The sequence below is a fragment of the Pseudomonas baetica genome, assembly GCF_051216495.1.
GTDB lineage: Bacteria > Pseudomonadota > Gammaproteobacteria > Pseudomonadales > Pseudomonadaceae > Aquipseudomonas > Aquipseudomonas baetica_B.
The window spans coordinates 1-12,315 of the sequence record NZ_JBPKAM010000142.1 but is presented as its reverse complement, the minus strand read 5'-3'; the positions used below and the strand labels follow the sequence as shown (position 1 = coordinate 12,315).

12 protein-coding genes are annotated in these 12,315 nt (G+C 60.2%); 8 read left to right on the top strand and 4 right to left on the bottom strand.

The annotated features are described in order from the left end of the window. Window positions 1-152 precede the first annotated feature (152 nt). The 4 genes from ACSFE6_RS28850 (at window position 153) to ACSFE6_RS28835 (ending at window position 3,352) form a co-directional block, all read left to right on the top strand. Entirely contained in the window at window positions 153-728 is a 576-nt protein-coding gene (locus tag ACSFE6_RS28850) for a YfiR family protein (RefSeq protein ID WP_435430788.1), read from the top strand. Beyond that, a complete protein-coding gene (locus ACSFE6_RS28845; RefSeq protein WP_435430787.1) occupies window positions 725-1,993 on the top strand; it encodes a diguanylate cyclase domain-containing protein in 1,269 nt (422 codons plus the stop codon). Before ACSFE6_RS28850 ends, ACSFE6_RS28845 begins: the two co-directional genes overlap by 4 nt. A 56-nt stretch (window positions 1,994-2,049) precedes the next feature. Continuing rightward, window positions 2,050-2,502, top strand: a complete 453-nt coding sequence (locus tag ACSFE6_RS28840; protein WP_435430789.1) for an OmpA family protein — start codon at window positions 2,050-2,052, stop codon at window positions 2,500-2,502. A 139-nt stretch (window positions 2,503-2,641) separates the two neighbouring features. Further along, window positions 2,642-3,352 (top strand): CatB-related O-acetyltransferase, encoded by a 711-nt coding sequence (locus tag ACSFE6_RS28835; protein WP_435430786.1) that lies wholly within the window; start codon window positions 2,642-2,644, stop codon window positions 3,350-3,352. A gap of 15 nt (window positions 3,353-3,367) precedes the next feature. On the opposite strand, the gene ACSFE6_RS28830 is transcribed toward ACSFE6_RS28835, so the two are convergent. Further along, on the bottom strand, window positions 3,368-4,315 hold the full coding sequence (locus ACSFE6_RS28830; RefSeq protein WP_435430785.1) for a LysR family transcriptional regulator: 948 nt from the start codon (window positions 4,313-4,315) through the stop codon (window positions 3,368-3,370). 150 nt (window positions 4,316-4,465) lie between these two features. Between ACSFE6_RS28830 and ACSFE6_RS28825 the strand changes: the two genes are divergently transcribed. Next, on the top strand, window positions 4,466-5,992 hold the full coding sequence (locus ACSFE6_RS28825; protein ID WP_435430784.1) for a CoA-acylating methylmalonate-semialdehyde dehydrogenase: 1,527 nt from the start codon (window positions 4,466-4,468) through the stop codon (window positions 5,990-5,992). Between the two features lie 10 nt (window positions 5,993-6,002). Continuing rightward, window positions 6,003-6,890 carry a 3-hydroxyisobutyrate dehydrogenase gene (gene mmsB / locus ACSFE6_RS28820; protein ID WP_435430783.1) on the top strand — a complete coding sequence of 296 codons (888 nt, stop codon included), beginning with the start codon at window positions 6,003-6,005 and terminating at the stop codon, window positions 6,888-6,890. Window positions 6,891-7,080: 190 nt separating this feature from the next. On the opposite strand, the gene ACSFE6_RS28815 is transcribed toward mmsB, so the two are convergent. The 3 genes from ACSFE6_RS28815 to ACSFE6_RS28805 form a co-directional block, all read right to left on the bottom strand. Next, complete coding sequence (locus ACSFE6_RS28815; protein WP_435430782.1) at window positions 7,081-8,184, bottom strand: GlxA family transcriptional regulator; 1,104 nt, start codon at window positions 8,182-8,184, stop codon at window positions 7,081-7,083. 94 nt (window positions 8,185-8,278) lie between these two features. Continuing rightward, entirely contained in the window at window positions 8,279-9,679 is a 1,401-nt protein-coding gene (gene gabP / locus ACSFE6_RS28810; RefSeq protein WP_435430781.1) for a GABA permease, read from the bottom strand. A gap of 351 nt (window positions 9,680-10,030) precedes the next feature. Next, window positions 10,031-10,381, bottom strand: a complete 351-nt coding sequence (locus ACSFE6_RS28805) for a cupin domain-containing protein (RefSeq protein WP_175388829.1) — start codon at window positions 10,379-10,381, stop codon at window positions 10,031-10,033. Between the two features lie 267 nt (window positions 10,382-10,648). On the opposite strand from ACSFE6_RS28805, the gene kynB reads away from it, so the two are divergent. Beyond that, window positions 10,649-11,314: an arylformamidase gene (gene kynB, locus ACSFE6_RS28800; protein WP_435430780.1), complete on the top strand. Its 666-nt coding sequence runs from the start codon at window positions 10,649-10,651 to the stop codon at window positions 11,312-11,314. After that, the gene (kynA, locus tag ACSFE6_RS28795; protein ID WP_435430779.1) at window positions 11,311-12,165 is read left to right on the top strand and encodes a tryptophan 2,3-dioxygenase; all 855 of its coding nucleotides are present in this window, start codon (window positions 11,311-11,313) and stop codon (window positions 12,163-12,165) included. The genes kynB and kynA overlap by 4 nt, the downstream gene beginning before the upstream one ends. The last annotated feature ends 150 nt before the right edge of the window (window positions 12,166-12,315 follow it).

The following is a 12,315-nucleotide window of genomic DNA, read 5'->3' as shown; positions in this document are numbered from 1 at the left end:
GGCGTTTTCGTCTCTCCCCCCCCCCCTCTCCCCCCTCCCCCCCCCCCCCCCCCCCCCCCCTCCCCCCCCCCCCCCCCCCCCCCCCTCTCCTACAACAATACGCTGTGCTATCGTTGCGGCATCATTTGGTAACGGTTGAAGAGAATCCCAGGATGAAGGTGGCTGTCTGGACGACAGAGCGTGTCGTTGGCTGCAAACAAGCACTGCGCGCCGGCCTTCTCTGTTTGCTGTCCGGTGTCGTTTGCGCGCAACCGCAACCCCCGGCGAGCCTGGTCGATCAACGGGCCGAATCGGTCACACAGGTGGTACTCGGGATTCTCAGTTATGCCCGTTGGCCGGTCGAGCCGGCGCAACTTCGCCTGTGTGTGGTTGGCCCGACTCAATACACCGATGATCTGGTCAAAGGCACGACCCAGGCGACCGGTCGGCCCGTGACGGTGCAACGGCGCCTGGCCGACAACGCGTCCATCGCCGATGAATGCGATGCGGTGTACATCGGCCAATTGACCGGCGAAGAACGCAGTCGGCTATTCGCGTCGCTGACGGGACGGCCTGTGGTGAGCATCAGCGAGAGCGACGATCAATGCACCGTCGGTAGTCTGTTTTGCCTGCGGGTCGGTGATGATCAGGTGTCATTTGAAGTCAACCTCGACTCCGTCGCCCGCAGTGGTGTGCGCATTCATCCCAGTGTGCTGCAACTGTCCCGTCGCAAACCGGCGGCTTCATGAGTTTATTCAAACCGGGTCATCGCCCGACCTTGCGCTCGGTCATCGGCCGCGGTCATTTGATCGTTGCGCTGATGGCCGTGGCCATGGCCAGTGTGTCACTGACACTGCTTGGCGTTCTGGCCTTGCGGGTGTATGCCGACCACAACCTGCACCTGATCGCCCGCTCGATCAATTACACCGTGGAAGCCGCCGTCGTGTTCAACGACGAAGCCGCGGCCTCCGAGGCATTGGCGTTGATCGCCTCCACTGAAGAAGTGGCCGATGCCCAGGTCCTCAACATGAAGGGGCAGGTGTTGGCGCGCTGGCAGCGATCGGAAACCGGGTTGTTGACCGCGCTCGAAATGCAGCTGGCCAAGGCCTTTCTGGAAGAGCCCATCGACATGCCGATCGCTCATCAGGGCCAGGAAATTGGCCGCATTCTGCTCACCGGTCACGGCGGCAGCCTGATGCGTTTTTTGCTCAGCGGTCTGGTGGGAATTGTGCTGTGCACGGCGATTAGTGCCTGGGTAGCGCTCTACCTGGCTCGCCGGCAGCTGCGCGGAATCACGGGTCCCTTGCGCAGCCTGGCCGCGGTGGCTCATGCCGCGCGCAGCGAGCGAGCCTTTGATCGACGCGTACCGGCAGCGGCCATCGCCGAACTCGACAACCTGGGCAACGACTTCAATGCCCTGCTCGATGAGCTCGAGTCCTGGCAGACGCACCTGCAAAACGAGAACGAAACACTCGCTCACCAAGCCAGCCATGACAGCCTCACGGGATTGCCGAACCGGGCGTTTTTCGAGGGCCGGCTGCTGCGTGCGCTACGCAACGCCAACAAACTGAATGAACGAGTGGCCGTACTGTTCCTCGACAGCGACCGGTTCAAGGAAATCAATGACGGCTTCGGCCATGCGGCCGGGGATGCGGTGTTGGTGGCCGTGGCCAATCGGGTTCGCGCACAACTGCGCGAAGAGGACCTGGTGGCACGCTTGGGGGGCGACGAGTTCGCTGTGCTGTTGGCACCCCTGTACAAGACCGAAGATGCCGAGCGGATTGCCGACAAGATCATTGCCAGCATGGAGACGCCGATTTCATTGCCTGGCGATCACCAGGTACTGACTTCACTCAGTATCGGCATCGCCATTTACCCCGATCATGGCATTACACCCGGTGCGCTGCTCAATGCAGCCGACGGTGCCATGTATCAAGCCAAGCGCCTCGCCCGAGGCGCACAGCACACGGCAGGGTCGGAGTACCTTGTCGACAACGTTCAAATCAGGAGCTGATTTCCGTGTCCTCATTCTTCCAGCGTTCACTGCGGTTTTTCGCAATCACCTTGGCGATGGCCGTACTGGCGCTGTCCGGTTGTCAGTCGGTGCCGGAAAAAGGCCTGACACCGGCCCAGATCGCCGTATTGAAACAGCAAGGTTTCGAGCTGACCGATGAGGGCTGGGAGTTTGGCTTGTCCGGCAAAGTGCTGTTTGGCAGTGACGTTGATAGCTTGAACACGCAGAGCACTGACATTGTGCAGCGCATCGGCAAATCGTTGCTGGGAGTCGGAATCGAGCGGGTGAGAGTCGATGGTCACACCGACGCGTCGGGTAAGGAAGCCTATAACGAACAACTTTCCCTGCGGCGCGCCAAAAGTGTCGGCACAGTCCTGGCTTCTGCGGGTATGAAACAGGAGAACATTCAGTTGCGTGGTCTGGGTAGCGGCGACCCTGTGGCTTCCAATGACACCGCCTCCGGACGCACTGAAAACCGCCGTGTCTCGATCGTCGTGAGTGCTGAATAATCGAGAAATATTTTGACGGCATCATCTGTAACCGGAACCTGGTTATTTCACGGGCTTTTCCAGATTGTCAGTCTGGTCTAACCCTTTCAAGGCTCGGGCGAGTACGCCATCGTAGATAGGCGGAGACGACGATTTCCAGATGAAAAAAATCATAAATGCGCTTCGGGACCACTCTTGGAAAAAATGGCTCCGCCAGTATCACTGCAAGGTCGCTGGAGGGGTGTCGTCTCTTGGCGCGAAAACCAGGCTGATACTGGAAGAGAACGTATCGCTTGGAAAAGTCATCATCAACGCCAAGCAACTGAGTATTGGTGCCCACACCTACATCCGAAGTGATTGCGTGCTTTCGGCTGTATCGTCGATAGGCCGATTCTGCTCCATCGGCAGCAACTGCTATATCGGTCAGGACAAAAACACTCACCCTTCGGATTGGGTAAGCTCGCATCCCTTTCAGTTCACCAACACCTCGCTATCCTTCGAGCCGGAAATTGTTGATGTCACCATTGGCGACGATGTGTGGATCGGGCACGATGCAATGATCATGGAAGGGGTCACGGTGGGCACCGGTGCCATTATCGCGACGCGTGCCGTGGTCCTTCACGATGTACCTCCCTATGCCGTCGTCGCGGGTTTCCCGGCGAAGGTGATCAAGTACCGCCACCCTCCCGAACTTGCGGACAGGTTGTTGAACAGCAAGTGGTGGGAGTGTGATGTCGACTTTCTGCTGACTTTGCGTCTGGATCAACCCGAGGCCGCTTTGCCTCAACTGATGGATGCACATGACGACAATCTGGCGAGCTACAAGCGGCTGGAAGTCAGCCGCAAAGGTTGTCGTGTGATACCTGGCTGATTTGCCTCCTGGAACTCAGTCAACAAACCGCAACTCACGTGTCTGCCCCAGCAACAGCGGCCCATTGAGCTCCGTCACCTCCCTGATGTAATCCCACAACAGGGTGATCCGCTTGAGCTTGCGCAGGTCCTCGCGGCAGTACATCCAGAATTGCCGGGTGATGTTGATTTCCTCTGGCAACACCGGCAGCAAGCTGGGGTCCTGCGCGGCGAGGAAGCAGGGCAGGATGGCCAGGGATCGGCCTTGTTGCGCCGCCACGAATTGTGCAATCACGCTGGTACTGCGTAAGTTCGCGCTGGCACCGGGCAATACGTTGGCCAGGTACAGCAGCTCGGAGCTGAATGCCAAATCGTCGACATAACTGATGAATGAATGGTTGCCCAGGTCGGCCGGGCGGCGGATGGCCGGGTGGTTGTCGAGGTATTCCTGGGTCGCGTATAGCTGCAAGCGGTAGTCGCAGAGTTTGCAGCAGACGTACGGCCCATGCTCCGGGCGTTCCAGGGCGATGACAATGTCGGCCTCGCGCTTGGACAGGCTGATGAAGTGTGGCAGCGGCAGGATGTCCACCGAAATGGCTGGGTAGGCGTCGACGAAGTGACTCAGTTGCGGGGTGATGAAGAAGCTGCCGAAACCTTCGGTGCAGCCCATGCGCACATGGCCGGACAACGCCACGCCGGAGCCCGACACCTGTTCGCAGGCCATGTGCAACGTGCTTTCGATCGATTCGGCATAACCCATCAGGCGCTGGCCTTCGGCGGTCAGGACAAACCCGCTGGTCCGGGACTTCTCGAACAACAACGTGCCCAATGACGCTTCCAGCGAACTGATACGTCGCGACACCGTGGTGTAGTCGACGGCCAGGCGCTTGGCGGCGGTACTGGCCTTGCGGGTGCGGGCCACTTCAAGGAAAAACTTGAGGTCGTCCCAGTTCAGCGAACCTAAAGACGTGATGTTTTTTTGCATGTTGGACCGGCTTTTATGTGCGTTCTTATCAGAAGTTTGCACATCTATACTCCAAAAACAGCCCGACAACCAATTCACGGCACACGCCTCATCTCAAGGCGACTTTCTCGCCTTGGCTCCCCTGATAAGAACAAAGTCCAGGAGACCCACATGAACGCATCGCTTACGCCAAACGAAACCACCGTACAAAAGGTCAAGTTGTTGATCAACGGCGAGTGGGTCGAATCCAAGTCCACCGAATGGCACGACATCGTCAACCCGGCCACCCAGCAAGTGCTGGCCAAAGTGCCGTTCGCCACCACTGAAGAAGTCGACGCAGCCATCAGTGCCGCCCATCGCGCCTTCCAGACCTGGAAGCTGACCCCGATCGGCGCGCGGATGCGCATCATGCTCAAGCTGCAGGAGCTGATTCGTCAGCACTCCAAGCGTATCGCCCAGGTATTGAGTGCCGAGCAAGGCAAAACCATTGCCGACGCCGAAGGCGACATTTTCCGTGGCCTGGAAGTGGTCGAACATGCTTGCTCCATTGGCAGCCTGCAAATGGGCGAGTTCGCCGAAAACGTTGCGGGTGGCGTCGACACCTACACCCTGCGCCAGCCAATCGGCGTGTGCGCCGGCATCACCCCGTTCAACTTCCCGGCGATGATTCCGCTGTGGATGTTCCCGATGGCCATCGCCTGCGGCAACACCTTCGTGCTCAAGCCGTCCGAACAGGACCCGATGTCGACCATGCTGCTGGTGGAACTGGCCATCGAAGCCGGCATTCCGGCGGGCGTGCTCAACGTCGTGCATGGCGGTAAAGATGTGGTGGACGCGCTTTGCACCCACAAAGATATCAAGGCGGTGTCCTTCGTCGGTTCGACCGCGGTCGGCACTCACGTCTACGACCTGGCCGGCAAGCACGGCAAGCGCGTGCAATCGATGATGGGCGCCAAGAACCATGCCGTGGTGCTGCCGGATGCCAATCGCGAACAAGCGCTCAATGCCTTGGTGGGCGCTGGTTTCGGCGCCGCCGGTCAACGCTGCATGGCCACCTCTGTGGTGGTGTTGGTGGGCGCGGCCAAGCAGTGGCTGCCTGATCTGAAAGCGCTGGCGCAGAAACTCAAAGTGAACGCGGGCAGCGAGCCGGGCACCGACGTTGGCCCGGTGATTTCGAAAAAGGCCAAGGCGCGGATTCTTGACCTGATCGAAAGCGGTATCAAGGAAGGCGCCAAGCTGGAACTGGACGGTCGCGAGATCACGGTTCCCGGTTACGAGAAGGGCAACTTCGTCGGCCCGACCCTGTTCTCCGGCGTGACCACCGACATGCAGATCTACACCCAGGAAATCTTCGGCCCGGTGCTGGTGGTGCTGGAAGTTGCCACCCTCGATGAGGCCATTGCCCTGGTCAACGCCAACCCGTTCGGCAACGGTACGGGCCTGTTCACCCAGAGCGGTGCGGCGGCGCGCAAATTCCAGAACGAAATCGACGTCGGCCAGGTCGGTATCAACATCCCGATTCCGGTGCCGGTCCCATTCTTCAGTTTCACCGGTTCCCGTGGTTCCAAACTCGGCGACCTCGGCCCGTATGGCAAGCAAGTGGTGCAGTTCTACACTCAGACCAAGACTGTCACCAGCCGCTGGTTTGACGATGACAGCGTCAACGACGGTGTGAACACCACCATTAACTTGCGTTAAGGAGCCAGACATGAAAATTGCTTTTATCGGTCTCGGCAACATGGGGGCGCCGATGGCGCGCAACCTGATCAAGGCCGGTCACTCGCTCAATCTGGTCGACCTGAACAAAGCCGTGCTGGCGGAGCTGGAGCAATTGGGCGGCACCATCAGCCCTTCGGCCCGCGAAGCGGCACAGGGCGCGGAGCTGGTGATCACCATGCTGCCGGCCGCCGTACATGTGCGCAGCGTCTGGCTGGGTGAAGATGGTGTGCTCGCCGGCATCGGCAAAGGTGTGCCAGCGGTGGATTGCAGCACCATCGATCCACAGACTGCCCGCGATGTGGCCGCCGCTGCGGCCAAACAAGGCGTGGCCATGGCCGATGCGCCGGTTTCCGGCGGTACGGGCGGTGCGGCGGCGGGAACGCTGACTTTCATGGTCGGCGCCACCGCAGAACTGTTCGCCACCCTGCAACCGGTGCTGGCGCAGATGGGCCGCAACATCGTCCATTGCGGTGAGGTCGGCACCGGGCAAATCGCCAAGATCTGCAACAACCTGCTGCTAGGCATTTCCATGGTCGGCGTCAGCGAAGCCATGGCGCTGGGCGATGCCCTGGGCATCGACACCAAGGTGCTGGCGGGCATTATCAACAGCTCCACCGGGCGTTGCTGGAGTTCGGAGATGTACAACCCGTGGCCCGGCATCGTCGAAACGGCGCCGGCCTCTCGCGGCTACACCGGTGGTTTCGGTGCCGAGCTGATGCTCAAGGATCTGGGGTTGGCCACGGAAGCGGCACGTCAGGCGCACCAACCGGTGGTGCTTGGTGCGGTGGCGCAGCAGTTGTATCAGGCGATGAGCCTGCGCGGGGAAGGGGGCAGCGACTTCTCGGCGATTATCAACAGTTATCGCAAGCCGCAGTAACAGCTGAATACCTGTGGGGGAAATCTGTGGGAGCGAGCCTGCTCGCGAAAGCGGTCTGTCAGTCACATCGATGTTGGATGTGCCAACGCATTCGCGAGCAGGCTCGCTCCCACAGAGTGTTGCACCTGCGCATCGACATTTGCCGGGACATCACGTCGGGTGATCTCCCGGCTTTTTTATGCCTGAAAGATCATGACCCGGTTCGATCAGGCATCCGCACGCTGGCAAACGTCGACTCGTTTCTCGCTTGCTCCAGGGCCGACAGCGGCCGAGTCGATGTTGGCTGAGCCATGGCAAGCACCACTGGCCTGCGGCTCATTTCAGCGCCGGCACGCTCATCGCTTGGCGGAACGCCGAAGTGCTCGCGATAGCATTTGGAGAAGTGCGGCGTGGACACGAAGCCGCAGACCGTCGCCAGTTCAATGAGCGACATCGACGTTTGCTTGAGTAATTGTCGCGCCCGGATCAGTCGCAGTCTGAGGTAGTAACGCGAGGGTGTGCAGTTCAGGTATTTCTGGAACAGCCGCTCCAACTGTCGACGTGACAGATCCACATAATCAGCCAGATTATCCAGATCGATCGGCTCCTCGAGGTTGGCCTCCATTAACGCGACGATCTCTTGCAGCTTGGGCTGATGAGTGCCCAGCACATGCTTGAGCGGTACGCGCTGATGGTCCTGCTCGTTGCGTATGCGCTCGTAGACAAACATCTCCGAAATGGCCGCCGACAACTCACGACCATGATCGCGACCGATCAGGTGCAGCATCATGTCCATGGGCGCGGTCCCTCCGGAGCTTGTGAACCGGTTGCGGTCCAGACTGAACAGACTCGCGCTCATGCTGACCCGCGGAAACGCTTCCTGCATGGCTGCCAGACACTCCCAATGCACACTGCATTCGTATCCGTCGAGCAGGCCGGCTTTGGCCAGTGCCCAGCTCCCGGTGCAGATACCCCCCAGGCGTCTGGATTGGCGCGCGAGGGCTTTGAGCCAGGTGATGTGCTCGCGGGTGACCACGCTCTGGATGCCTACCCCACCGCAGACAATCACAGTGTCTGCCACCCAGGGCTCGTCCCAGGAAGCATCCGGGGTGATCGGCACGCCATCGCTCGCCCAGACTGGCTGGCCACCAGGGCTGAACGTATGCCAGCGATAGAGCTCCTGCCCCGACAACTGATTGGCCATGCGTAATGGTTCCACGGCGCAGGACAGGGAAATCAGGGTGAATTGATCCAGCAGCAGAAAACCGATGCATTGGGTCTGTTTGCCGTCCAGCAGGGTAGGCCTTGATGACATCGTGCTCATGTCCACACGAAAAGCGGTGATGGCCCAGTGGCACGGCAGCGTTTAACGCCGTGCCACGGGTGTGCGCAACCGGTCTCTCCCCCGGTTATCCCACGGACGTCGCCCTTACAGACTGCGCAGGGTGACGCGCGGTGACCAGGCCGATAAAGGAAATCGCCAGGGCCAGGCCAATGGTCGTGGTCACTTCGGTACGGTGTTGCGGGGAGATCATCATCACTGCCAGCGCAGCGCAAATGAACGCGATCACCAACCAGGTCAGCCATGGAAACAGCCACATGCGAAAGACCAGCTGGACGTTCTGCCGACGCAGCATCCGGCGCATGCGCAACTGCGATACCGCAATGGCCAGGTACACCAGCAAGGCAATCGCGCCGGAGCTGGCCAGCAGGAACTCAAACAACCCGGCGGGCATGAAGTAGCTCCACACGGTAATCGCCGCCCCCAACACGGTACTGGCGATAACCGCCGCCCTCGGTACGCCTTCGCTGGAGGTCGCCTTCAGCGCTTTCGGCGCATCGCCGCGCCGCCCCAGCGAGTACAGCATGCGCGAGGCAATGTAGATCGAAGAGTTCATGCAACTGGCCACGGCGATCAGCACCACCACGTCCACCATGAATTTGGCGTGGGGGATGTTCATGATTTCCAGTGCTCGCTGGTAGGAACCTACCTCGGCCAGCAGCGGATCGTTCCAGGGCACCACGGAGATGACCACGAAAATCGACAACAGATAGAACACGCCGATGCGCCAGATCACGGACCGCGTGGCCTTGGCAATGTTCTGCGACGGGTTGTCGGATTCGGCGGCGGCGATGGTCACCGCCTCAGTACCGATGAAGCTGAACATGATGGTGATGAAGGCGCCCACCACCGCCGACAGGCCATTGGGCGCGAATCCGCCGTGCTCGGCCATCAGGCCGCTCAAGCCGCTGACTTCCCGATCGGGAATCCAGCCCATCAACACCGCGAAACCCACACCGATGAAACCAATGATTGCCACGACCTTGGCCATGGCGAACCAGAATTCGAATTCGCCGTACTTGGAGACGCTGAACAGGTTGGTGATCACCAACGCAATGATCGACAGCAGGGCGAACAGCCAGGCATCGATCTGGGGAAACCACTGGTTCAGTACATGGCCGGCGGCCAGCGCTTCGATAGGGATCACCAGCACCCAGAACCACCAATAGAGCCAACCGATCGTGAAACCTGCCCAACGGCCGATGGCCTGGTCGGCATAGGTAGAGAACGAACCGGTGTCAGGATTGGCCACTGCCATTTCACCGAGCATGCGCATGACCAGAACGACCAGCAGGCCCGAGAACAGATAGGCCAGCAATACAGCTGGTCCAGCGGCCGCGATGGCATGCCCCGAACCTACGAACAAACCGGCGCCGATAATCCCGGCGATCGACAACATGGTGACGTGACGAGGCTTGAAGCCCTGCGCCAATTGGCCACTGGAATCCTTTGAGCTCGGGCTGATCATTATTTTTTTTCTCTGGTGGCGACATTTGAGCGTGCGCCACCTTACCCGGCTTGTCTGACAATCCAGTGTCCTGATTGCGCCACGTCGGTGTCTGAAATCGACACGGGAAAACTTTGTGTTCGTTATGAGAACCAGTCGGTCACCGAGTGGCAAAAAGCAATCACCGTGTTTTTCGAGCGTTCTGCCGATGGAGCGGCGAGGTGTTTAGCGCGGGTGTCTGGAGCGTGAAGGGAATGGTCGGGAGGGGAGGTGAGTGCGTCCATGGAGGGCTTGGTACGCAACGAGTAGCGACTTGGAAAACTACTCGTTGCAGGTGTCGCTTTTGTAATCGGGTGTCGTTTTGCGCAGGGATCAGGCGAAGACGAAATACTTGCGCACGGTCTCGACCACTTCCCAGGTGCCTTTCATCCCCGGTTCGATGACGAAAATGTCGCCGGCCCGCAGGTGAATCGGCTCTTTGCCTTCAGGGGTGATGATGCAGTAGCCCTCGCGGAAGTCGCAGTATTCCCACTTCACGTATTCCACGTACCACTTGCCCGGCGTGCAGATCCAGGTGCCCATGATCTTGTTGCCGTCTTCGCTGGTGTAGGCGTTGAGGTTGACGGTGTGCGGGTCGCCTTCGAGTTTTTCCCATTTGCAGGCGTCGAGTACAGGCAGCGGGTGGGTGTCGCGAAGAACGGTAATCGGTGCGTTGGCGGTCATGATGACTCCGGGCGTTGGTGGAGAGCTGAAGACGCACCCTATCGGGCCTGGCCGGCCATCAGTTGTCTGTGCTCGACACTCAGCTATCCAGAAACGCAGTGGCTGTACCTGGCCCGGTGGTTGTCATCGGCGTTGAAACTTCCTGCGCGCAAACGCCGTTTTCGTGATGGATTTTGCGAAAGAGCCGGCCGTTGCCGGAGGTTTTCGCAAGATTATTCACAGGCATCACTCGTATCATTCATCCCGGAAAAGTCCGGAAGCGTTGCAATGAACAATACAAAGTCGTGGTGGGACATCAGCCCGCCCTTGAGTGCCGCCACCCCCACCTGGCCGGGAGATACACCGTTTCAGGAAGAGCGCGTGTGGACCTACGGGCCCGAATGCCCGGTGAATGTCGGGCGCATTACCTTGTCGCCACACACCGGCGCCCACGTCGATGCCCCGTTGCACTACAGCCCCGAAGGCGCGCCGATTGGCGAGGTATCGCTGGATGTCTACATTGGGCCTTGTCGAGTCCTGCATTGCCTGGACAGCGGCGCGCTGGTGAAACCTGCACAACTGCAAGGCCGATTGGCCAACCTGCCCGAACGCGTCCTGCTGCGCACTTACCGGCAAGCGCCCCTGAGCACTTGGGACCCTGACTTCACAGCGGTCGCCAAGGACACGGTCGAGCTGCTGGCCAGCCTGGGTGTACGCCTGATCGGCATCGATACGCCGTCGCTGGACCCGCAGCAATCCAAGTCCATGGATTCGCACAATGCCGTGGCGCGTCATGGCATGGCGATCCTTGAGGGCATCGTGCTGGATGAGGTTCCGGAGGGCGATTATGAGTTGATCGCGCTGCCGTTGCGTTTTGCCCATCTCGACGCCAGCCCGGTGAGGGCCATTTTGCGTCCACTCAATTCATCGCCACGCGAGGAAGCTGTCCAATGAGCCAATGCCCTTATTCATCGGCCAATCCTCCAGAGGAATGGCATAACGCCGAGCTGAATTTTTCCGATTCGATGAGCTACGGCGACTACCTGGACCTGGGGCGCATTCTCAGTGCCCAGCACCCCTTGTCCCCGGACCACAACGAGATGCTGTTCATCATCCAGCACCAGACGTCCGAGTTGTGGATGAAGCTGATGCTGCATGAGCTCAAGGCCGCCCGCGAACACGTGCGCCTGGGTGAGTTGCCGCCGGCCTTCAAGATGCTGGCGCGGGTCTCGCGCATCTTTGATCAGCTGGTGCATGCCTGGACGGTGCTGGCGACCATGACGCCCACCGAGTACCACGCGATCCGGCCATTTTTGGGGCAGTCGTCGGGCTTTCAGTCGTACCAGTACCGGGAGATCGAGTTCATTCTGGGCAATAAAAGCGCAACCCTGCTACGACCCCATGCCCATCGTCCGGAGTTGCTGGCGGAGCTTGAAAAAGCGATTGCCACGCCTTCGCTCTATGACGAAGCGATTCGACTGCTGGCCAATGCCGGCCTGACGATCGATCCGCAACGTTTCGAGCGCGACCCGGCGCGACCGACCGAACATGACAGCTCGGTCGAGGCGGCTTGGCGCGAGGTCTACACCGACCCGTCGCGTTACTGGGATCTGTATCAGCTAGCGGAAAAGTTCATCGACCTGGAAGACTCGTTCCGTCAATGGCGCTTCCGGCATGTCACCACGGTGGAGCGGATCATCGGTTTTCAGCCGGGCACCGGTGGCACGGAGGGCGTCGGCTACCTGCGCAAGATGCTCGATACCGTGCTGTTCCCCGAACTGTGGCGCCTGCGTTCGACCCTCTGAGCACGAGCCTCAACTCCCCTGTGGGGGGGGGGGGGGGGGGGGGGGGGGGGGGGGGGGGGGGGGGGGGGGGGGGGGGGGGGGGAGGGGTGTGGGGGGGGGGGGGGGGGGGTCCCATTGTCTTTTTTGCCTCCTTATGCGCTTTTTGCCCAC

Excerpts from the sequence above, each read along its gene's own strand:
- ACSFE6_RS28850 (WP_435430788.1), top strand. The coding sequence starts at position 153 with ATGAAGGTGGCTGTCTGGACGACAGAGCGTGTCGTTGGCTGCAAACAA.
- ACSFE6_RS28845 (WP_435430787.1), top strand. The coding sequence starts at position 725 with ATGAGTTTATTCAAACCGGGTCATCGCCCGACCTTGCGCTCGGTCATC.
- ACSFE6_RS28840 (WP_435430789.1), top strand. The coding sequence starts at position 2,050 with ATGGCCGTACTGGCGCTGTCCGGTTGTCAGTCGGTGCCGGAAAAAGGC.
- ACSFE6_RS28835 (WP_435430786.1), top strand. The coding sequence starts at position 2,642 with ATGAAAAAAATCATAAATGCGCTTCGGGACCACTCTTGGAAAAAATGG.
- ACSFE6_RS28830 (WP_435430785.1), bottom strand. The coding sequence starts at position 4,315 with ATGCAAAAAAACATCACGTCTTTAGGTTCGCTGAACTGGGACGACCTC.
- ACSFE6_RS28825 (WP_435430784.1), top strand. The coding sequence starts at position 4,466 with ATGAACGCATCGCTTACGCCAAACGAAACCACCGTACAAAAGGTCAAG.
- mmsB (WP_435430783.1), top strand. The coding sequence starts at position 6,003 with ATGAAAATTGCTTTTATCGGTCTCGGCAACATGGGGGCGCCGATGGCG.
- ACSFE6_RS28815 (WP_435430782.1), bottom strand. The coding sequence starts at position 8,184 with ATGTCATCAAGGCCTACCCTGCTGGACGGCAAACAGACCCAATGCATC.
- gabP (WP_435430781.1), bottom strand. The coding sequence starts at position 9,679 with ATGATCAGCCCGAGCTCAAAGGATTCCAGTGGCCAATTGGCGCAGGGC.
- ACSFE6_RS28805 (WP_175388829.1), bottom strand. The coding sequence starts at position 10,381 with ATGACCGCCAACGCACCGATTACCGTTCTTCGCGACACCCACCCGCTG.
- kynB (WP_435430780.1), top strand. The coding sequence starts at position 10,649 with ATGAACAATACAAAGTCGTGGTGGGACATCAGCCCGCCCTTGAGTGCC.
- kynA (WP_435430779.1), top strand. The coding sequence starts at position 11,311 with ATGAGCCAATGCCCTTATTCATCGGCCAATCCTCCAGAGGAATGGCAT.